Annotated in this window: 17 protein-coding genes; 3 read left to right on the forward strand and 14 right to left on the reverse strand. The window is 61.2% G+C overall.

Translation table 11 applies throughout. The features are described 5' to 3' along the window. Positions 1-324: 324 nt before the first annotated feature. From AP059_RS01685 to AP059_RS01730, 10 genes are all read right to left on the reverse strand, one after another. Entirely contained in the window at positions 325-1,707 is a 1,383-nt protein-coding gene (locus AP059_RS01685; RefSeq protein ID WP_256209643.1) for a DUF1329 domain-containing protein, read from the reverse strand. An 87-nt stretch (positions 1,708-1,794) separates the two neighbouring features. Further along, the gene (locus AP059_RS01690) at positions 1,795-3,483 is read right to left on the reverse strand and encodes a class I adenylate-forming enzyme family protein (protein ID WP_059761588.1); all 1,689 of its coding nucleotides are present in this window, start codon (positions 3,481-3,483) and stop codon (positions 1,795-1,797) included. Between the two features lie 20 nt (positions 3,484-3,503). After that, on the reverse strand, positions 3,504-4,658 hold the full coding sequence (locus AP059_RS01695; RefSeq protein WP_059761589.1) for an acyl-CoA dehydrogenase family protein: 1,155 nt from the start codon (positions 4,656-4,658) through the stop codon (positions 3,504-3,506). A gap of 10 nt (positions 4,659-4,668) precedes the next feature. Continuing rightward, the gene (locus AP059_RS01700; RefSeq protein WP_059761590.1) at positions 4,669-5,859 is read right to left on the reverse strand and encodes an acyl-CoA dehydrogenase family protein; all 1,191 of its coding nucleotides are present in this window, start codon (positions 5,857-5,859) and stop codon (positions 4,669-4,671) included. 62 nt (positions 5,860-5,921) lie between these two features. Beyond that, positions 5,922-7,091 carry an acyl-CoA dehydrogenase family protein gene (locus tag AP059_RS01705; protein WP_059761591.1) on the reverse strand — a complete coding sequence of 390 codons (1,170 nt, stop codon included), beginning with the start codon at positions 7,089-7,091 and terminating at the stop codon, positions 5,922-5,924. A gap of 9 nt (positions 7,092-7,100) precedes the next feature. Further along, on the reverse strand, positions 7,101-8,279 hold the full coding sequence (locus AP059_RS01710; protein ID WP_059761592.1) for a lipid-transfer protein: 1,179 nt from the start codon (positions 8,277-8,279) through the stop codon (positions 7,101-7,103). An 18-nt stretch (positions 8,280-8,297) separates the two neighbouring features. Next, the gene (locus AP059_RS01715) at positions 8,298-8,717 is read right to left on the reverse strand and encodes a MaoC family dehydratase (protein ID WP_059761593.1); all 420 of its coding nucleotides are present in this window, start codon (positions 8,715-8,717) and stop codon (positions 8,298-8,300) included. Beyond that, a complete protein-coding gene (locus tag AP059_RS01720) occupies positions 8,689-9,822 on the reverse strand; it encodes an acyl-CoA dehydrogenase family protein (RefSeq protein ID WP_059761594.1) in 1,134 nt (377 codons plus the stop codon). Before AP059_RS01720 ends, AP059_RS01715 begins: the two co-directional genes overlap by 29 nt. Positions 9,823-9,832: 10 nt before the next feature. Further along, positions 9,833-10,810 (reverse strand): bifunctional MaoC family dehydratase N-terminal/OB-fold nucleic acid binding domain-containing protein, encoded by a 978-nt coding sequence (locus AP059_RS01725; RefSeq protein WP_059761595.1) that lies wholly within the window; start codon positions 10,808-10,810, stop codon positions 9,833-9,835. Positions 10,811-10,863: 53 nt separating this feature from the next. Then, positions 10,864-11,649 carry an SDR family oxidoreductase gene (locus AP059_RS01730; protein WP_059761596.1) on the reverse strand — a complete coding sequence of 262 codons (786 nt, stop codon included), beginning with the start codon at positions 11,647-11,649 and terminating at the stop codon, positions 10,864-10,866. A 131-nt stretch (positions 11,650-11,780) separates the two neighbouring features. On the opposite strand from AP059_RS01730, the gene AP059_RS01735 reads away from it, so the two are divergent. Together AP059_RS01735 and AP059_RS01740 are read left to right on the forward strand one after the other, a co-directional pair. Beyond that, positions 11,781-12,566: an enoyl-CoA hydratase gene (locus AP059_RS01735; RefSeq protein WP_059761597.1), complete on the forward strand. Its 786-nt coding sequence runs from the start codon at positions 11,781-11,783 to the stop codon at positions 12,564-12,566. A 289-nt stretch (positions 12,567-12,855) separates the two neighbouring features. Next, the gene (locus AP059_RS01740; RefSeq protein ID WP_059761598.1) at positions 12,856-13,227 is read left to right on the forward strand and encodes a hypothetical protein; all 372 of its coding nucleotides are present in this window, start codon (positions 12,856-12,858) and stop codon (positions 13,225-13,227) included. A gap of 124 nt (positions 13,228-13,351) precedes the next feature. Here the strand turns inward: AP059_RS01740 and AP059_RS01745 are convergent, their stop codons facing one another. Genes AP059_RS01745 through AP059_RS01760 form a run of 4 tightly spaced genes read right to left on the reverse strand, consistent with a single transcriptional unit; the run spans position 13,352 to position 19,023 of the window. Then, entirely contained in the window at positions 13,352-14,959 is a 1,608-nt protein-coding gene (locus tag AP059_RS01745; protein ID WP_059761599.1) for a FadD3 family acyl-CoA ligase, read from the reverse strand. 19 nt (positions 14,960-14,978) lie between these two features. After that, positions 14,979-16,010 carry a ferredoxin--NADP reductase gene (locus tag AP059_RS01750; RefSeq protein ID WP_059761600.1) on the reverse strand — a complete coding sequence of 344 codons (1,032 nt, stop codon included), beginning with the start codon at positions 16,008-16,010 and terminating at the stop codon, positions 14,979-14,981. Between the two features lie 12 nt (positions 16,011-16,022). After that, the gene (locus tag AP059_RS01755) at positions 16,023-17,777 is read right to left on the reverse strand and encodes an FAD-dependent oxidoreductase (RefSeq protein ID WP_059761601.1); all 1,755 of its coding nucleotides are present in this window, start codon (positions 17,775-17,777) and stop codon (positions 16,023-16,025) included. Between the two features lie 58 nt (positions 17,778-17,835). Then, a complete protein-coding gene (locus AP059_RS01760; RefSeq protein ID WP_059761602.1) occupies positions 17,836-19,023 on the reverse strand; it encodes an acyl-CoA dehydrogenase family protein in 1,188 nt (395 codons plus the stop codon). Between the two features lie 162 nt (positions 19,024-19,185). Here AP059_RS01760 and AP059_RS01765 point away from each other — a divergent pair, with 162 nt between their 5' ends. Next, the gene (locus tag AP059_RS01765; RefSeq protein ID WP_059761603.1) at positions 19,186-20,484 is read left to right on the forward strand and encodes a glycosyltransferase; all 1,299 of its coding nucleotides are present in this window, start codon (positions 19,186-19,188) and stop codon (positions 20,482-20,484) included.

Here is a 20,484-nt window from a genome sequence, read left to right on the forward strand (position 1 = left end):
TGCGGTGTGTCTGAAACACCAAGGTGAATGGCTTTACGACGGTTTCACCGCCGGACGTAGCTTCGCATTACTCGTCAACGACTACCCTGTAGTCGCTGTCGAGGCGCGAAGCGCTCGTAAACCCGGCGAATGCAGTGTGTCTGCAACACCAAGGTGAATGGCTTTACGACGGCTTCCCCGCCGGACGTAGCCTCGCATTACTCGTCAACGACTACCCTGTAGTCGCTGTCGAGGTACGAGGCTGCGATCGGGCGCGAAGCGCTCGTCAACCCGGTGATTGGGGTGTGGCTCCGCAGCCTCGCATGAGTCGTCAACGCAGTGACATTAGCGCCCCATCGCCCTGGCCGCGTCAGCGGTGTATTGGTCGATGGTGAATTTCCCTTCGTTCAGAATCGGGCCTTTTTTCGACTCGTTGGTCATGCCGTAACCGGTGTATTGCCCCGAGTTCAGGTCCATGAAGAACTGCGACCCGGCCTGCCACGCGCTCATGTCCGGGTGGTAGTAGTAGTTGATCATCGCGTGTTTCCACAATTGCCCACGCGCATCGTAGTTGTCGGCCAGCACCGCGTGCCACGTGTCTTCGTCAATGAACAACACGCGTTTGCCGTACACATGGCGGTAGCCCTCCTTCAAATCGCCTTCGAGCACCCAGACGCGCCGCAACTCGTAACGCATCAAGTCAGGATTGGGGTGATTGACCGTCAACATGTCCGCGTATTTCACCGTGCCTGCGTTCGCTTTGAAGGCGTTGGCCGGGATGTACATTTCCTTTTTGCCAATCAGTTTCCAGCTAAAGCGTTCAGTGGAACCGTTGTACAAGCGGTCTTCGTCCACGGTCATGGTGCCGTTGGTGCCGATCATGGGTTGGTCATAGCCGTAGCCCGGCAACTGGCGCACGCGCCGGGTCGAGGGGCTGTAGGTCCAGGCTTGACGCGGGTCGGTCTTGAAGTTGTAAGGTTCATGGGCAATGTTGATTACCCCGTTGTCACGCGCGGGTTTGAGGGTGGTGTTGTTGGTGTAGGACTGAATTTTGGCGTCTGTGCTGGGCTCAACGATCGGCGAGTTGGCCGGTGCCAGCCCTTTGGCGAACGCCCGTCCCCAGCCAATGCTGCCATTGGGCAACACCGAGGCCAGGTCGCTGGTTTTTTCTTCGGTCCAGGCGCGGGCCGGGAGTTGGTGGTTCCACAGCACTTGCATGCCGCTTTTAGGGATCGGAAATGGCACTTGCCCAAGCCCTTCTATGCCCATGCCGTCATCCACCAATTTGGCGTTCAGGGCATTGTTCATCGCGCGACTGCACACGTAGTCCGGGTAGCGAAAGTCGCGATGGCCGGGGTAGATGTTCATTTTGTAGGTGGTCGGATACCGCTTGAGCAGCGCTTTCTGACCCTCGGTGAGGTTGTCGGCGTATTGCGCCATGTTTTGCGCAGTAATCACCAGGATCGGCTTTTCGCCCGCATACGGATCGACAGGGTGATCACCGGAGAATTTAACGTGCTGCCAGCCCGGCACTTCCCCCAGGTATTGGCCGGTGTAGGGCGGAATGGTCCCGGCCGCATTGGCGGCCTTCTCAGCGCCGACACAGGTCAGCTCTTTGCCCAGTTTGGCCGCCTCCTCGGGGCTGACCTGCGCCAGGGCTGCGCCGATGCTCAGCGCATTGACAGCCAATGTGGCTGCGAGCATGACGCCTGTTCTTGTTATTTTCATGTATTGCCTCCTACGCGAAAAAACTTGCTGGGGGTGTCACGTCATTCTTCGCCATCTGGCCTCGCACACATCGTCCACAAAGACTAATCAGGCGCTTAACAGCAACGCCTTGAGCACGCCCTTGAGGGTCTTGCCTGACGCGTTGCGTTCAAACGGTGTGTGTTGCACATGGATGTGTGCCGGGACTTTGAAGCTGGCCAGTCGCCCGGCCATATAACCTTTGAGCGCTTCGCTGTGCGGGACCGTGTCCGGCTCGCCACGCACGACCAGAAACACCGATTCACCCAGCTCATCGTCCGGTACAGCGAACGCGGCTGCCTCCAGCACACCGGGCATTTCACAGGCGCAGGACTCCACTTCGGCGGCGGAAATTTTCTCGCCGCCGCGGTTGATCATGTCCTTGGCCCGGTCGGTGATGTACAGGAAACCCTCGTCGTCGAGCCGACCGATGTCGCCGGTATCGAGCCAACCATCACGCAAGGTTTGGGCGCTGACGTGAGGCAGGTTCCAGTAGCCGCTCATCAAGGTCGGCGAGCGCAACCAGATCAGCCCGCTGGCGCCAGTGGGCAGCGGTTGATCGGGGCTGTCACCGATGCGCACGTCGACAATGGGCAATGGCCAGCCTGCCGCTGCCGGTTTGTAAATGAACGGGTCGCCACCATTGGCCGCGCCGATGCCGTTGCTTTCGGTCAGCCCGTACCCACTGCCGCCAATGGCATCAGGTTTGCGTTGGGTCAGGTGCGCCAACAAGCTGCTCGACGGCGCCGCGCCGCCCAGCCCCAGGCCAAACAGGCTGCGGGTGTCGCCGCTGCCAAACCGCGGCGCGTTCAGCAGTTGCTGCATCATTACCGGCGCGCCGTTGAACTGGGTGCAGCGCTCATCGCGAATCAGGTCCAGCGCGTTTTCGACGTCCCATTTGTACATCAGCACCAGCCGCCGACCGCTGCGCAGGGCCAGCAGAAACTGCGCATGCAGCCCGCTGACATGGAACAGCGGCACGGCCATCAAGGTGGTGGGTGTATAACCACTGTTGACCACAACGCGGATGCGCTCGGGTGAGCTGAGTGCACAAAATGCGCTCTGAAACTCCAGCGCCACCAGCGCCTGACACACAGCCCCGTGGGTCGAGAGCACGCCCTTGGCCAAGCGTGTGGTCCCCGAGGTGTACAAAATCATGGCGGGGTCATCGGCCCTCACGCTTAACGTCGGGGCTGACAATTGCGGGGCCGCGAGCAGGTCTTCGAGGCGATGGCAATGCGCTTGCAACGGCGTGCACTCAGCCACGCCCACCACCAGTGTGGCAAGCCCTTGTTCATGCAGATCGCTGGCCAGCAGTTGCAAACGCGGCGCATCGCATAACAGTGCCTGCGCGCTGCTGTCTTGCAGGCCATGAAACAACTCGTCGCGCAGCCCCCAGCTGTTGAGCGGCACACAGACCCCGCCGCAGCGTTGGATGGCAGCAAATGCCACCAGCCACGCCGGTTGATTGCGCATGGCGATGGCGACGCGGTCGCCCTGGCGCACCTTGAAGCGGTGGGCCAATTGCCCTGCGAGCCGGTCTACCTGATCGAAAAACTGGTTGAATGTGAGCCGCTGTTGCTGCCACACCAAAAATTCGCGGTCGCCGTGCACGCGCCCGCTGTCGATGGCTGCCCAGACGTTGGCCGCCGTGTGGCGAAAGGACTTCTGGCCGCTGCCTGGCGTGGTCAACACTTCATAGGGCGAGCCTGCGCCAATCAATTGCCGCCAGGCGCTGCGCCATTGTTCAAGCTTCATCTTTTTATGCTCCCTATGGCTCAAACGTGCGCGCACTCCAGCGTGGCGTAGCGCTCGCAGTGAAAATCGGCATCCCCCAGACATGCCTGGGCGACCCGGATGCGTTTGAGGAACAGCCCGACGTCCAGCTCGTCGGTCACGCCAATACCGCCGTGCATTTGCACTGATTCATTGGCCACGCGGATGGCCATCGCACCGGTCTTCCATTTAGCCAGGCTGGCCAGTCGTTGACGTTCCACCTCACTCAACGCCGGATCGTCCAGGGCTGCCAGAGCAGCCATGACTGCACTGCGCGCCAGTGACAGTTCGACATACAGCTGCGCCGCCCGGTGTTGCAGTGACTGGAACGAACCGATTGGCACATCAAACTGAACCCGGGTTTTAAGGTATTCGAGGGTCATGTCGAAGAGTTTTTGCGCCATGCCCAGCATCTCGGCCGCCAGGCACACGCGCCCCCTGTCCAGCGCCGTGTTCAGGGCTGGCCACGCGCTGCCGATTTCACCCAGCAGTGCCTCTGGCCCTACCTGCACTTGCTCGAAACGCACTTGGGCATGGTTGCGCGAATCAATCAGTGGCAGCGCGCTGACGGTGAGGCCCGGTGTATCCGCCGGGACCAGAAACAAGCTGGTGCCTTGATCCGGGGTGTGGGCATCACCCGCGTGTGCCGCTACCAGATACGCATCGGCACCGACCCCGTCGATCACAAAATACTTGTGGCCGTCGAGGCAATAGCCGGGGCCGCGCGGCTCAGCGGTCAAACCCACGTGCTGCGGGTCGTGACGGGGGCGCTCATCCAGCGCCAGGGCCATACGGCGTTCACCGCTGATGACGGCCGACAACCACACATCTTGTTGCAGGGCGCTGCCTTGCAGGTGCAGCAGCGATCCACTGAGCACCACACTGGAGAGCAAGGGCGAGGCGCTGAGGTTGTGGCCGATGGACTCAAAGATCGGCCCCAGTCCCATGCAGCCAAAGTCCAGGCCGCCAAGGTTCTCGGGGAACGGGATTGCGCTCCAGCCGAGTGCTACTGCGTCTTGCCACAGGTGTGGGTCAAAACCGTGTTCGCGACGCTCATCACGCAAGGCGCGTTGATGTGACACGGGGCTGCGCGCGGCCAGGAACTCGCGGGCGCTGTCGGCCAGGAGCCGTTGTTCTTCGCTATAGAGCAGAGTCATGCTGGGTTCCTTACTTCACGTCAGGCAGGTTGAGGACCCGCTTGGCGATCACGTTGAGCTGGATTTGCGACGCACCGCCAGAAATGGTCAGGGCAAAACTGTTCAGCCAGCCACGGGTGATGGCCTGTTGCTGCGCACTGAAGGCATCGTTGTCCCAGCCCAGCGCGTGATGGCCCATGATGTCCAGCAGCACTTCGAACTTGTCGCGCTCCTGCTCGGTGTGTACCAGCTTCATGATCGACATCAGCCCGCTGACGTCGTGACCGGCGCGGGCCTCTTCGCCCATGCGTTGCACAGTCAAGTTGTAAGCGTGTTCATTCATGGCGCTGGCCACCGCACGCGCCACGATCGCGTGTTGCGCCTGCCCCTGTGGCGCGGGCATGTACGCCTGCACCAGTGGCAATAGATGGAAATGGGTCGGCAAACTGAATTCGCCGAATTTGGACATGGCTGTGCGCTCGTGTTGCAACAGGCGCTTTGCCAGGTTCCAGCCGCCGTTGAGCGGGCCAATCAATTGGCTTTTAGGGACCTGGACGTTATCGAAGAACACCTGGCAAAACGCGGACTTGCCGCTGATCAAATCAATCGGTGCGACACTCACGCCGGGGCTGTTCATGTCCAGCACGATCAGGCTGATGCCCGCGTGCTTGCTGGCGGTGACGTCGGTGCGCACCAACGCGTACATCCAGTCCGACTTGTCGCCGTAGGAGGTCCAGATCTTGCTGCCATTCACCATAAAATGGTCGCCGGCATCTAGGGCAGAGGTTTTAAGGCTGGCCAGGTCAGAGCCGGCGTTAGGTTCTGAAAACCCCTGACACCAGCGTACTTGGCCACGGGCCATCGGCGTCAGTAGCGTTTTTTTCTGCTCCTCGGTGCCGAATTCCAGCAGCACCGGGCCGAGCATCCAGATGCCCAGGTTGATTTGCGGTGGCCTGCACTTAAGGCGACGCAGCTCGCTTTCGAGCACCGCATTGTGCTCGGGATTCAACCCGCCTCCCCCGTATTCGACGGGCCAGTCGGGGCAAAACCAGCCCTTGTCGCGCATGCGCTCGAACCACAGGCGCGCGTCCTCGCCTGGAAACGTAACCTGGCGGGCGCCCCACACCAACTCGCCTTCCGGGATGGCCTGGCGTTGTGAGGGCGGGCAATTCTCGTGCAGCCAACTGCGGGTGTGTGCTCTGAACTGCTCAATTGCGTTCATGGGATTCCCCTGTAATGGCGCGCGGCGTGGTTGTGCTCGACCGCTGCTACGCCTAATCGTTATCAGCGTTGAGTGCGCGGCATGCCCAGGCCGAACTGAGCAATGAGTTCGCGCTGGATTTCGTTGGTGCCGCCGCCAAATGTCAGGGTCACCGAGGCGCGCACTTCGTACTCCAGATCACCGTGCAGCAAGGCAGCCGCCGAACCGCTGCGCACCAGGCCGTTGGCACCGACGATGTGAGTTAACAGCCGCAAAATCTCGATCCCCGACTCCGAGCCATAGACCTTGGTGGTTGAGGCCAGCGCCACGTCCATGCGGTCCTGCTCAAGGTCGGCGGCGATGCGCAGGTTGATCAGGCGCATGGCTTCAAGCCGGGCGTAGCACTGGGCCAAATTGGCGCGCACCCACGGTTTGTCAGTGGCCCGCGCGCCCTGCTCATCCACCTCGCGCGCCCACGACCACACCCGGCGAAACAGCCCGACGACTTTGTCTGACCACGCGCCCAGGCCCAGCCGCTCATGGTTGAGCTGTGCGGTAATGAGCTTCCAGCCGCCGTGCAGTTCGCCCACCAGCATGTCCTTGGGCACACGCACGTTGTCGTAATACGTGGCAGCGGTAGGGTTGCTGGTGGTGGGAATGACGGTGGTCGAAAACCCTTCGGCACGCGTGTCGAGGATCAGGATGGACACACCCTTGTGTCGAGGTCTGTGCGGGTCGGTTCGGGCTGCCAGCCAGATGTAGTCGGCCGATTCGGCGCCCGAGGTCCACAGCTTGTTGCCGTTGACCACGAAATGCTCGCCTTGCTCGCGCGCCGTGGTTTTCAGCACCGCCAGATCACTGCCCGCCTCCGGCTCGGAGTAGCCGATGGCAAAGATGATTTCACCAGCGGCGATGCCGGGTAAAAACCGGGCTTTTTGCGCTTCAGTGCCGTGGGCCATCAAGGCCGGGCCCACGGTGCTGATGGTCACAAAAGGCAGCGGTGCCCCGGCGATATTGGCCTCTTCAAAAAAGATGAACTGCTCGGTGGGGCCGTACCCCTGGCCACCCTGCTCCTTGGGCCAGCCCACGGCCAGCCAGCCGTCGCGGCCCATCTGGCGAATGGTGTCGCGGTACAGCTCGCCGCCTTCTTTACCACGCAATTGTTCACGCAGTGCCGGGGTCATCAAATTCTGGAAGTAGTCCCGCACCGTGCGGCGCAGGGCATGCTGTTCGGGGGTGAGGTCGACGAACATGGAAGCTCCTTAAGCTGCGCCCAGAATCAAGCCGCTGGTGGGCACGCCTGTACCGGCGGTCACCAACACGTTTTCTACGTGATCCACCTGGTTCACCGCGCTGCCGCGCACTTGGCGCACGGCCTCGGCCACGCCGTTCATGCCGTGGATATAGGCTTCGCCCAGTTGCCCGCCGTGGGTATTGATCGGGAACTTGCCGCCGCGCGCATGGTGGCCTGCGCGAATGAACGCTTTGGCCTCGCCGCGTTCGCACAGGCCGAACTCTTCCAGTTGCGGCAATACAAACGGGGTGAAGTGGTCGTAGATGATTGCGGTTTGCAGTGCCTGCGGGCCCAGCCCTGACTGGCGGTACAGCTCTTTGGCGACCACGCCCATTTCAGGCAGCCCGGTGATGTCATCGCGGTAGAAGGAGGTCATGATTTGCTGGCCCGAGGTAATGCCCTGGGCGCCAGCCTTGATCATCACCGGCTTTTGGCGCAGGTCTTTGGCGTATTCGGCAGAGGTGATCACCATCGCCACCGCCCCATCAGATTCCTGGCAACAGTCGAGCAAGTGCAACGGTTCGCAGATCCAGCGCGAGGCTTGGTGCTCTTGCAGGGTGATCGGCTTGCCGTAAAAGAATGCGGCCGGGTTGGTGGCCGCAAAGTCGCGCACCGCCACTGCAACCCGGCCGAAATCTTCTGAGGTGGCGCCATAGGTGTGCATGTAACGCTGGGCAAACATGCCGACCCAGGAGGCGGGTGTGTGCAGGCCGTGAGGCATGTACCAACCGTAATTGACGTTTTCGAAAATCGGCGTCGAGGCAAAACCATAGCTGCCGCTGCCAAAGCGGTACCACGAACGTTCGTTCATGGCGCGGTACACCACCACCACTTTGGCCACCCCGGTGGCCACGGCCATGGCCGCGTGCATGATGGGCGCGCACGCCGCACCACCGCCGTGGGGCACCTGCGAGAAGAACTTGACGTCTTTGCAGCCCAGCAAACGGGCGATTTCGTATTCAGGAACCTTGTCCACCGAATAGGAGCTGAACCCTTCCACGTCGGCCGGGTTGATACCCGCATCCTTGAGCGCCGCCAAGGTGGCTTCAAGCGCCAGGCGCAGTTCGGTCCGCCCGGAGTTTTTCGAAAATTCGGTAGCGCCCAAACCGACAATGGCGGCGCGCCCGCTGAGTGACGATTGCGACATGTGTGCTGTCTCCCGCTGTCAGGGCAAAACCAGCGTGACCGTGCCGGTCACGTGGTTGCCCATGGAATTTTTGCCGCTGAGGGTGATTTCAACCGTGCGCGTGGCCGCGTCCTGGCCGCTCACCGCGCCGTTGAAGGTCATGCAGTCGCCGGGGTAGTTCGGCGCGCCCAGCTTGATTTTCAGCGAAGCAAAACGTGCCAGTGGCCCGGCCCATGCCTCGACATAACGCTGCACCAGGCCGTTGGTGGTGAGGATGTTCATGAAAATGTGCGGTGAGCCCAGTGCCTGCGCGGCATTCAAGTCGTGGTGGCCGGGGAAGTAATCGCGCGTGGCAATCGCCCCTGCGCTAATCAGGCCCACGGTGATGGGGATCGCCAGTTCCGGCAGGGTGTCGCCGGGGCGCACGTCGTCAAAGCGCTTGGTGTTCTGCAAGGTCATATTTCCATCCCAGCGTGTCGTGGTGGCTCAGCCAATCGCCGAGGCGTTCAAGGCTTGCTGCCGATCCGCCCAAAGCACAGCTCAAGGCGCGGCTCCAATAGAGAAAACGGTGCATCGGGTAGCTCAGGTCGACACCAATCCCGCCGTGCACGTGCTGGGCGTTGTGCCCGATCAAGTGCGCGGCTTCGCAGGCCTGCCAGGCGGTGGCCAGTGCTTCGCTCGGCGCAGGCAGGCCTGCATCGAGGCGGTAACACAATTGCCACAGGCAACTGCGCAGGGCTTCGAGGGCTATGTGGGCATTGGCCATACTCATTTGCACGGCCTGAAAACTGCCGATGCTGCGTTCGAACTGGCGCCGTTCAGTGACGTACGCCACGGTGCGACGAATCTGTTCGCCACTCACCCCCAGTTGCAGTGACGCCAAGGCAGCCGTTGTGCGTGGCTCAAGCCAGCCCAGTGCGGCGACCGGTAGCAGGTGTTCGGCGCGCAGGTGCAAGTCGTCGATGAGCAGGTCCGCTATGGCCTCACCGTGGGTCATGCGCCCTGGCACATGCTTGATCGCGCTCGCGACCAGTTCGACCAGCGCCAGGCGTGACTGCCCCTCAATGTTCACCAGCAGCAACGCGGCTTGTGCTTGCTCGGCCAGTGCCAGGGCGTTCACCCGCCCCGTCAGGCACCAACCCTGATCTGTGGGCTGCGCGTGCAGTTGCAGGCTATGGGCGCTGGCAAGACCGCTCAGATCCAGCGTCAGCAGTGCCCGACCGTTGGCCGCCTCCAGCGCCCATGCCTGCACATCGGGGTGGCCAAAATGGGCCAAGGTGGCCGCTGCCAGTTGATGGCGCCACAGCGGGACTTGCCCCAGCGCCTTGCCTTGCGCCTCTAACACCCACATCAGCTCAGTCATGCCCAACCCGCTGCCGCCTTGGGCGAGCGGGATGGCCAAAGCCTGTAGGCCGGTGTCTACGCACAACTGCCACAGCGGTGCCATAAACGCCTGGTCACTGTGATCGAACTGGCGCAAGCGGTCATCGGTGCAATAGTCGGCAAACACACTGCCCGCCATTTCAGCGATTGCGCTTTGTTCCTCGGTGATGTCGAAATTCATGCTGGCCACCTCACTCGGCTGCGGGCCGGAACATCGGCAACGTCAGCTCGCCGTCGAAGGTTTGAAAGTGCAGTTGCAACGCTTGGCCGATGTGCAGTTCATCGCGCGTCACGCCCGTTAACCCGGCCACCAGACGTACACCCTCTGCCAGTTCGATCAGGCCAATCGGGTTGGGATGATCAAACGGCGCAACCTGGGGGTAATGCATGATGACGAATGAATACAGACTGGCGCGCCCGCTGGCTTGCACGCTGTCCCAGTCGAAGGAATGGCATTCGATGCACACCGGCGCGGGCGGATGGCGCAAGGTGTGGCACTGCGTGCAGCGCTGGATGAGTAATTTGCCGGCATCGCAGCCTTCCCAGAAAAACCGCGTGTCGTCGCTCATGCCAGGCTTGGGCCGTGTAGCAACCGGTGTGGGCTGCTCGGTGAGCGTGGGCGCGGGTGCCGCGGGGGCAGTGGCCGGGCGGAATTTGAATACGCGAAACAGCAGTTGGCCGACCGCCTCGTCGCCGCTTTTGTGTTCCACGAAATAACGCATCACCAAGGTGACGAAAAAACCGGTGCCCAGGCCGGTGGTTTTCTCATCGCCCACCGATTCAAGGCGCGTGGTGTAGTAGAGCTTTTCACCCGGGCGCAGGTTGCGTTCAAAGCTCAGTTCGGAGTTCACCGCCACCACCGACGGGTAGCCGTAAGCCTCGATCACTTTGAGCACTTCATACGGGTTTTCGGTGGTCGAACCCGGTGCGTAGTTGTTCAGGTGAAAGCCTTCCATGCACCACACCTGCAACATGGCAGGCGGCGCCACCAGCCCGTCTTGCGCACTGTTGGCGGCCACTGCCGCATCGGTATAGAGCGGGTTGTGCACGCCCATGATTTCGCACCATTGGCGAATCATCGGTGCATTGATCTCGTCCCAGGCATACACACGCCCATATTCACGCCCCACCAGGGCGCGCACCTCGGTCAGTAATTGAGCATCAGCCACGTTCGTCTCCTACCTGTTGAAAGCGGCAACCGCGGGTCGCCGTACACCCTCGATCAGTGCCCGGCGCTGTGCGCGGCACCCAGAAAAGCCGGCCGCTCGCCGCCGCCGTGCAGCAGCAGATTGCAACCGCTGGCATACCCCGCCATCGGCGATGCGATAAACAGGCACGCATTGCCAATGTCCTCGGGCAGCGCCATGCGCCCGGCCGGTATCCCGGCGCTGACTGCCGCCACGCCCTGTTCGTCGCCGTAGTGCAGGTGCGATTGTTCGGTGCGCACCAGGCCCGGACTGACCACCACCACCCGCACTTTGGGCGCCCATTCCACGGCCAGTGACTGCACCAGCGCCAACACCCCCGCCTTGGCAGCGCCGTAGGCGGCTGTGCCGGGGGATGCACGCAAGGCGCTGATGCTGCCGATAAAAACGATGCAGCCGCCCTCGTCTTGCTGTTGCATCAGGGCATTGGCCTGCTGCGCAACATTCAACGGCGCGATGAGATTGAGCCGGATGATGCTCTCGTGAAAACGCGGCGAAGCGCTGGCAGCTTCGGTGGCGGGGCTGCCACCGGCGTTGTTGATCAGCACATCGAGTCGGCCGAAGTCAGCGCGAATGCGCTCAAATAATGCCTTCACAGATTCCAGGTCACGCACGTCGCAGGCGATGAACACCGCCTGTGCCGATCCGGCTTGCGGCAGTTCGTCGGGCGCCGCCCTGGCACACACAATCACCTGCGCCCCGGCGTGCAAAAAACTGCGGGCAATGCCTGCGCCGATGCCTTTCGTGCCGCCCGTGATCAGTACGACTTTGGCGTTGTAATCAAGCCCTGAACGAGGGTCCATGAGGCGCTCCTTTGCTTTTGTAGGAGCCACTCTAGGGGCAATGCCGCCCCCCCTCGTCGTCTGAACGGACGATGAAGCTCAGCCCGGTGAACGCAACACTGCACCGACAGTATTGGATAGCGAGGCACACCATGTCCGGCCCCTCTAACGCACCGGTTTTGCTTGAATTCCCCTGCGCGGGCGTCGCCTTGTTGCGGCTCAATCGCCCGCAGACGACCAATGCGCTGAGCCTTGAGTTACAGGCGCTGTTATCGCGTTACTTCGTTGAGCTGACCGATAACCCTCAGGTGCGGTGCATTCTGCTGACGGGCGGCGAGCGGGTGTTTGCCGCCGGGGGCGACATCAACAGCATGGCCGGGGTCGGGCCGATTGATATCTACCAGCGCCATACCGAACGACTGTGGGCACCGATTCAACACTGCCCCAAACCTGTGATTGCAGCCGTGTGTGGCTACGCCTATGGCGGTGGCTGTGAACTGGCGATGCTGGCCGACATCATTGTCGCGGGGCGCGGGGCGCGCTTTAGCCAACCGGAAATACGCATCGGCATCATGCCCGGTATCGGCGGCACCCAGCGGCTGGTGCGGGCCGTGGGCAAGGTTAAAGCGATGCGCATGGCACTCACCGGTCAAGCCATTACGGCACAGGAGGCCTGGACCGCAGGCTTGATCAGTGACCTGGTGGACGACGATCAGGTGCAGGTCCACGCGCTGGAACTCGCCAGCGTGATTGCCGCGATGCCGCCGTTGGCTGCCGAGCAAATAAAAGAAGTGATGTTGGCTGGCATGGATGCACCGCTGGAGACTGGATTGGCGTTAGAGCGCAAGGCCAACGCCCTGCTATTTGCTTCGCAGGATCAGAAGGAAGGCATGCAGGCGTTTATTGAAAAACGGATGGCGCGATTTGAGGGGCGGTAGCTCAGTTCGTTGTGTTTCCCGTGCTCAGGGACGTTGACTCACCGCGCGTGAGTGAAAACAGACGCTGAATATAAAAGCAGACTCTAACTGTTGGATGTGGATGGCTCCATGGGAGCCGATAATAAAAAATCGCCGCGTCCACCTGTGTCAACTGTCAACTTTTACAGTATACGGCGTGGCTTAACTTGCCTAGCCTGCACTGGCACCAGACAAGCAGCGTTGTCTGCTATTGACGGCATGCTTAAACATCAATGGGTGCATGTGTTAACTCAATAACGAGGGTTTCACCATGTCCAATGCCACTTTAATTCGTAAAAGACCGCGCCCGGATACCCAGTCCACTGAAGCACTGATAGCACCGACTATTGTCCCTTCTGAGGGGAATGTTATTAAACGCAGCGATGCCAGCACTAATAAATGCGAGTTTGTGCTCCCGATTTACCCCGGCATTGCAAAAGATCAAAAAGTAGAAGCCTGGGTGGCCACGTCTGTTGGTTTCTTAATTAAGGATATAGTAATTACTTCGGAGACTGTGCCGGCGCGAGTAAAAGTGGATAGTGTTGCTTTCGAAGGTGTAGATACCGTTGAAGCTTATTACTATGTGCTTTTTTCGAGCGGTGAGGAAAAATCCCTTTCCACGACCTACACGATTGTGGATTAATCAAACAGGCGTTCTATATGCCTTCGGGTGACAATATATCGAAGTGAAATTTAACGTCCAGCCCTGACATCAGGCCGCGTCCGGCGGCCTGATGACATTTGTATCGGCCGCCGAGTGAATGGGTTCAAGCACGGCACCTTGTCCTTAATTCATTCTTCGCCACTTTATTTGACGCATTCATCGGCAATGCCTCAAAAAACGTCACGCGCCTGGGCACTTTGTAGTTGGCCATGTGCGCCCTCGCCCATTCAATCAACTGCGACTCATCCAACGGGTGGCCCTGGCGCAGCACCACGCATGCACACCCCACCTCCCCCATGCGCTCATCCGGTATGCCAATGACCGCCACGTGTGCAATGGCTGGGTGTTCCAACAGCCCGGCTTCAATTTCTGCCGGGTAGCAGTTAAACCCGCCGACGATAAACATGTCTTTCAGGCGGTCAGTGATGCGCAGATTTCCCGCCGCATCCAGCACCCCAATGTCGCCGGTGTGCAGCCAGCCGTCGGGGTCGATGGTCTGCGCGGTGGCGTCGGGATCTTCGAAGTACCCTTGCATGACATGGAACCCGCGCAGGCAGATTTCGCCGGTGCTACCGGCTGCCAAGGCAATGTTTTGCGGATCGCGAATGCTCACTTCGGTGCCGGGTATTGCCCTGCCACTGGTGGCGGCGATGGTGTGGGCCGGGGCTGCCGGATCGCAAAGGGTGGCCAACCCGCCGCATTCGGTCAGGCCGTACGCCGTGGTCACCACCTTAAAACCCAGTTCGTGGCGCATGCGTTCGATCAGCACCGGCGGGATGGTTGCCGCGCCCGTCACCGCAATGCGCAGGCTCGACAGGTCTGTGGTAGCCAGTTTGGGATGCGCCAGCATCGTCAGGTACAAGGTGGGCGGCCCCGGGAGCACGGTGATGCGTTCGGCCGCGATGCGCTCAAACACGGCGTGAGCATCGAACACCGCATGCGGCAGGATGGTCGCGCCCGCCAGCAGGCATGTCAGCCAGCCGGCTTTGTAGCCAAATGCATGAAAAAACGGGTTGATTACCAGGTAGCGGTCTCCCGCTCGCAGACCAATAACGTTCACGTATTCGCTGAAGGCACGCAGGGTTTGCCCGTGGGCGCTCATGACCCCTTTAGGCTTGCCGGTGGTCCCGGAGGTGAACAGCAAGTCGCTCAGGTCCGTGCTTTTAACGCTGATGGCACGCGCCTGGGCGCTCGATTCGCTGACGATGGCACCTGCCAGCAAAAACTCATCCCAACCCATGTCGCGGGGGCTGGCAAGCTGCGGCTCGCCCAGCAGCACCATGCGTTCAAGGCTGGCCGGACGATACGGCGCCAGTAATGACACATAGTCCGTACCCAGGAAGCTGGGTTGTACAAACAGTACGCGGCTGCCACTGCGTTGCAGAATGTCGGCCGCTTCATTGCCTTTCATACGGGTGTTGATTGGCACCAGCACGGCCCCCGCGCAATGGATGCCTAACGCGGCGATGATCCAGTCGCGGCTGTTGGGTGCCCAGATGGCAACCCGATCGCCGCTGTCAATACCTTGCGCCATCAGGCTGCGGGTGACGGCCAGCGCCAAGCGTGGCAAGTCGCGGTAATCGGTCTGTTGCCCGTGCTCTTCAATGGCTGTGCGCCCGGTATGTAAACGGGCGGCGCTGAACAGCAATTCAGGGATGGAATGCGCCAGGTTCACGCTGGCAGACGGCACGACTGGGTGGTTGGAATTCATCGGTCACTCGGCTGGCGAATTATTCGGGAAAACACACGCGTAACTGCTCACTGCGCGGGATTGACTGGCAGGCCAGTACCCAACCGTCATTGAGTTCCTGTTGATCGAGGGCATCGTTGCGCAGCATCTCGACGCTGCCGCGTTCCACGGTGCACATGCAGGTGGCGCAAGCCCCCACCAGGCAAGAACTCGGCGGGTTTAAGCCGGCACGTTGCAGGGCGTTAAGCAGGGTTTCGCCTTTGGCACACGGCACCTCGAACTCTTGACCGTCGAGGCGCACTGACACTTGGCAGGCGCTGAGGTCGGTGTTGACCGGGGTCGGGGTGCTCACGCTGCCCTCTTCGGGCAACGAAACGAACCGTTCGACGTGTACCCGTGAGTGCGCCATGCCGATGCCGTGCAAGGCACTGACCGCTGCGTCCATGAAGGGGCCGGGGCCGCAGATAAAGGCTTGGGCATGGGCAAAAGGCCGGACCATTTCGGCCAGCTGCGCGACGGCGGGAATGCCCTGCACCGAATCCAGCCAGTGAATCACCTGCAAACGCTGCGGGTGGGCGCTGGCCAGGGCTTTGAGTTCAGCGGCGAAGATCACCGAGGCTTCATCGCGGTTGGCGTAGATCAATAAGATTCGCCCGCTGCCGGCTATCAGCGCCGAGCGCAGGATCGACAGCAGCGGGGTCACGCCACTGCCGCCGCCCAACAACACAAAGTCATCGTCAAAGTGGCGCGGCACAAATACCCCGGCCGGTGCCAGCACGTCCAGGCAATCGCCTTCGCGCAATTGCTGGCACAGCCAGTTGGAGGCTCGCCCCTCATGCACTTGCTTGATGGTCACGCGCAGCGGTTCGTCGCACAGCGGTGAGCTGGACAACGAATAGCAGCGTGGCAACCAGCCGCCTTCGTACGGCACACGCAAGGTCAGGAACTGCCCGGATTTGTAAACAAACTGCGCACGCAGTGCTGCCGGCACGTCGAAGACCAGTGAGCACGAATCCGCTGTTTGGGTGACGATCTGCGCGATGCGCAGCGTGTGGTAAGCCGGTGTCTTCATCTTAAATACTCGTCACAGACTGGCCGCTGTTACCGGCGCGAGCGTGCGGCCTGAGGGCGCTGCGCTGGCCGCCAGATGGAGTGCGGCGATGTAGCCGAAGGTCATGGCCGGACCGAGCGTGCCGCCTGCGCCGGGGTAGCTGGTGCCCATGACCGAGGCCGAACAGTTACCAATGGCGTACAAACCGGGAATCGGCTGGCCGTCTTCGCGCACCACTTGTGCATGTTGATTGGTCAACAGGCCGCCTTTGGTGCCGATATCGCCTGCATCCAGGCGCATGGCGTAGTACGGGCCTTTGCGCAGGGGGGCAAGGCACGGGTTAGGTTTGATATTGCTGTCGCCGTAATAGCGGTCAAACACATTGCCACCGCGCGCGAAGTCCAGGTCGACGCCGGTGTGCGCGTATTGGTTGACCTTGTGCACGGTGCTTTCAAGCCCGGCTGCGTCCACGTCAATCTGCGCGGCCAGTGCTTGCAGGCTGTCGGCCTTCCAGTACACGGTGTTGAGCCATTCCTTGCGCAAGCGAGTGTCGGGCACCACTTGTGCAGGCATCAACGGCCCCATCGCGTAGTGGAAGCGAAAATGCCCGTCGAAAATCACCCATGCAGGCACCGAACGACCTGCGGATTTGCGGTTGTCCTGGTACATGGCGTCGACAAATTCCAGATACGGCGCCGCTTCATTGACGAAGCGCTGCCCCAGGCTGTTGACCACGATGGCGCCGGGAAACGCGCGCTCGGCAAACACCCCGCGCGGTTTTTCTTCGCCGGGCACGGCAATGGTCGGGGCCCACCAGGCCCAGTTCATCAAGGCGGTTGCCGCGCCGAGGTTAAGCCCGGCTTCGAGCGCCGCGCCGGTGTTGTTGCCGGGCGGCGTGGCACTCCATCGGGTGTGGGTGGGTTGCGGCAAAAATTTTTCACGCAAGGTCTGGTTCTGCTCAAAACCACCTGAGCCAAAAATCACCCCGCGCCGCGCCGTGAGTTCGAGGACTTTACCGCCAGTAAGCACCTTGATCCCGCTGACGCGCCCCTGCTCAACCAGTACGTCCTGAAAGTCGCTGTTGAGCCACAGCGGCACGTTGCGGTCCATCAGCGAGCGGCGCAACGAGGCCACCAGCGAACTGCCGAGCGCCGCGCGGCGGTCGTACTTGCTTTTGCGCCGCCATTTGAAATCCAGCTTGTAGCGCGCCATCAATTTGAAGATCAGCCATTGCCAACCAAAACTGCGCGCCATAGCGGTGTGCGCATCGCGTGCGGTCCAGGCAATACGGCCCATGAGCAACGTTGACGGTGAGGGTTTACGCAGGTTGGGCAACTCTTCAGCCAGCAGGCTGGTGTCGAACAATTCCGGGTCCAGCGTACGCCCACCGGGCAAGGCGCCGGGCAGGTGCGGGTAGTAATCGGGGTACTTGTCGGCCACCGCATACCGCACATGGCTGTTTTGGGTCAGGGTTTTGATCATCTGCGGCGCATGCTCCACATACGCCCGCAGTCGCTCTTCATCTGCGTGCTCACCGGTCGCCGCCTTGAGGTATTGCATCGACAGTTCAGGGCTGTCATTGCCGCCCAGGACTTTGAAGTAATGGTTGTTAGGGATCCAGATACCGCCACCGGAGATGGCGGAGGTGCCGCCGTAACGGTCACTTTTTTCGACGATCAGGACCGAAAGCCCCTGGTCGGCGGCGAACAGCGCTGAGGTCATGGCGCCTGCGCCGGAGCCGACCACGATCACGTCATAGCTGGACTGGGTGTGAGCTTGTGCCGTCATTAGGAGTTGCCCTGCGCTGAGGTCTGAAAGAGAGGCTGACGAACGCACCGTCGGCTGTTCACACAAACGGGTCGGCGTTCGGCAGGCCCAGTTGCACCACGCCGTAGCTGCGCCGGTAGGCCGCCTCGTTATTGGCGATGTGCCCACGGGCCTGATGCAGATCGCGGAAATATCGCGCCACCGGGTTGGCGTTATACAAACCGGAGGCCGCCATGCAGCGCAGCAGGTCGCTGACCCGGTCGGCACATACGTTAGTCACGTGGGACGACTGATACCGATACAGCAAGCGCGTTTCGACATCCGGGTACTCCCCCGCCTGCGCCAGTGCCATCAAGTGGGCGTAATTGCGCAGCAGTACCAGTTTCAGAGCGTCGACCGTGATGGTGGCTTCGGCCACGGCCGCCTGCGCCGCCGGGTCTTCGGCGGTTTTTGCGCCATGCTTGCCAATGTGTTTGGCCGCGTTGTCGCGAAAGGCGTCGATGGCGCCTTGCAGCGCGCCAATGGCTGAGGTCGACACGGCGCGTGCAAACACTTGGGCGAAGGGAATCGCGTACAGGGGGTTGGTGTTGAGCAGCCGCCCAGGTGTGGCTTCGAGGCTGAAATTGTTGGTGCGTTGCACGCGATGCGCGGGCACAAAAGCGTCTTCGACCACAATGTCGTGGCTGCCGCTACCGCGCAGGCCCAATACATCCCAATTTTCTTCGATGCGGTAGTCACTGGCCGGGATCAGGAACGTCCCGTGTTCGGTGGGGCCGGTTTCGTCTTGCGGCACAATGCCGCCCAGAAAGCACCATTGCGCATGTTGACTGCCGCTGGAAAACCCCCAGCGCCCGCTGATCTGGTATCCACCCTTGACCGGTGTGACCTTGGCCACCGGCATGTAGGTGGATGCCACCAGCGCAGCGCTGTCCTGGCCCCACACATCCTGCTGCGCCTGCAGCGGGTAACGTGCCAACTGCCACGGGTGCACGCCCATTATGCCGAACACCCAGGCGGTGGACATACAGCCTTGAGCCAGCGTCATCTGGATTTCAAAGAAAGTGCGCAGATCAACCTCGTGGCCGCCCCAGCGCTTGGGTTGCAAGGCGCGCAGCAAGCCCGCGGCTTGTAAGTCGCGAACCGTGGCGTCTGGCAGTTTGCAGTCCTTGTCGGCCTGGGCACTGCGGCTTTTAAGGGCCGGGATCAGGTCGCGCGCGCGTTGCAGCAGCTCAAGCTCTATCGGACTTTTTTCTCGATTCGGGTCCATCTGTCGTGCTCCGTCAGTCTCTCGCAGCGCGAATGCGCGGGCGGTCTGTGACGAATAATCCGATCTGTATCGACTGCGATCATCGTCAAAGCGGACTAGCTCCAACCCTGTTGTGTTCTAATTGCCGCCTTTTTCAGCCTCAGCGTTTCAAGGACCTGCCCCATGCCGTCGACTGCCCCCACCCGCGTTCTGATCATCGGTTACGTATGGCCAGAACCGCGCTCATCCGCGGCGGGCGGGCACATGATGCAAATCATCGAGAGTTTTTTGCAGCAAGGCTGGCATATCACCTTCAGCAGCCCGGCCGGCATTGGCGAACACAAGGCAGACCTCGCTGCATTGGGCATTGATGAGGTCAGCATTGAACTGAACAACAGCAGCTTTGATGCCTTTATCAGTCAGCTGGCGCCGCACATCGTGTTATTTGACCGTTTCATGATGCAAGAGCAGTTCGGCTGGCGGGTCGAACTGCATTGCCCTGACGCCCTTCGCGTGCTGGAAACCTCAGACTTGCAGAGCTTGCGTGACGCACGTCAGCAGCAGCTCAAGGCGCGCCTCAAACACAACCCCGATTTGGATGACTTCAGCGACCTGTTTGCCCCGGCGCCGCGCGAGACATTCGAGCAGATGGCCGCGACCGATCTGGCCCAGCGTGAAATCGCCGCGATTTACCGCAGCGACCTGAGCCTGATGATTTCCGAGTACGAGATCGACCTGCTGGTTGAGCAGTTCCACGTTCCCGCAAACGTGCTGCATGCGTGCCCGCTGATGGTGGACGCCGTGCCCGCGACGTATGTGCCGTATGAGCAGCGCCAGCACTTTTTGAGCATTGGCAACTTTCGCCATGCGCCGAACTGGGACGCGGTGTTATGGATGAAAACCAGCATCTGGCCGCTGATTCGCCAGCAGCTACCGATGGCACAACTGCACATCTACGGTGCTTATACCCCGCCCAAAGCCACAGCCCTGCACAACCCGGCACAGGGTTTTCACGTGCTCAATTGGGCAGAGGATGCGTTGGCGGTGATGAGCAACGCACGGGTATGCCTGGCCCCACTGCGGTTTGGTGCGGGTATCAAAGGCAAAATTGCCGATGCCATGCTGTGTGGTACACCCAACGTCACCACGCCGGTGGGCGCCGAGGGTATGCACGGTGAGATGCCCTGGGCCGGAGCCATTGCGCAAAGCGCCAGCGCCATTGCGGCCGCCGCCGTTGAGCTGTATCGCAACCCGTCGGCCTGGCATCAGGCCCAGTTGAACGGACGGGCGTTGTTGGCTCAGCGCTACCTGCACAGCGTCCATGGCCCGGCCTTGGTGCAGCGTATCGAAGCCTGCCGGGCGCAACTCGACGCGCATCGGCGCAACAACTTTACCGGCGCCATGCTGCGTCATCATCAGCACAAAAGTACGCAGTACATGTCGCAATGGATCGAGGCCAAAAATCGCCTTGTTCCCGCTTGA

This window comes from Pseudomonas sp. TAA207 (assembly GCF_001529285.1).
Lineage (GTDB): Bacteria > Pseudomonadota > Gammaproteobacteria > Pseudomonadales > Pseudomonadaceae > Aquipseudomonas > Aquipseudomonas weihenstephanensis.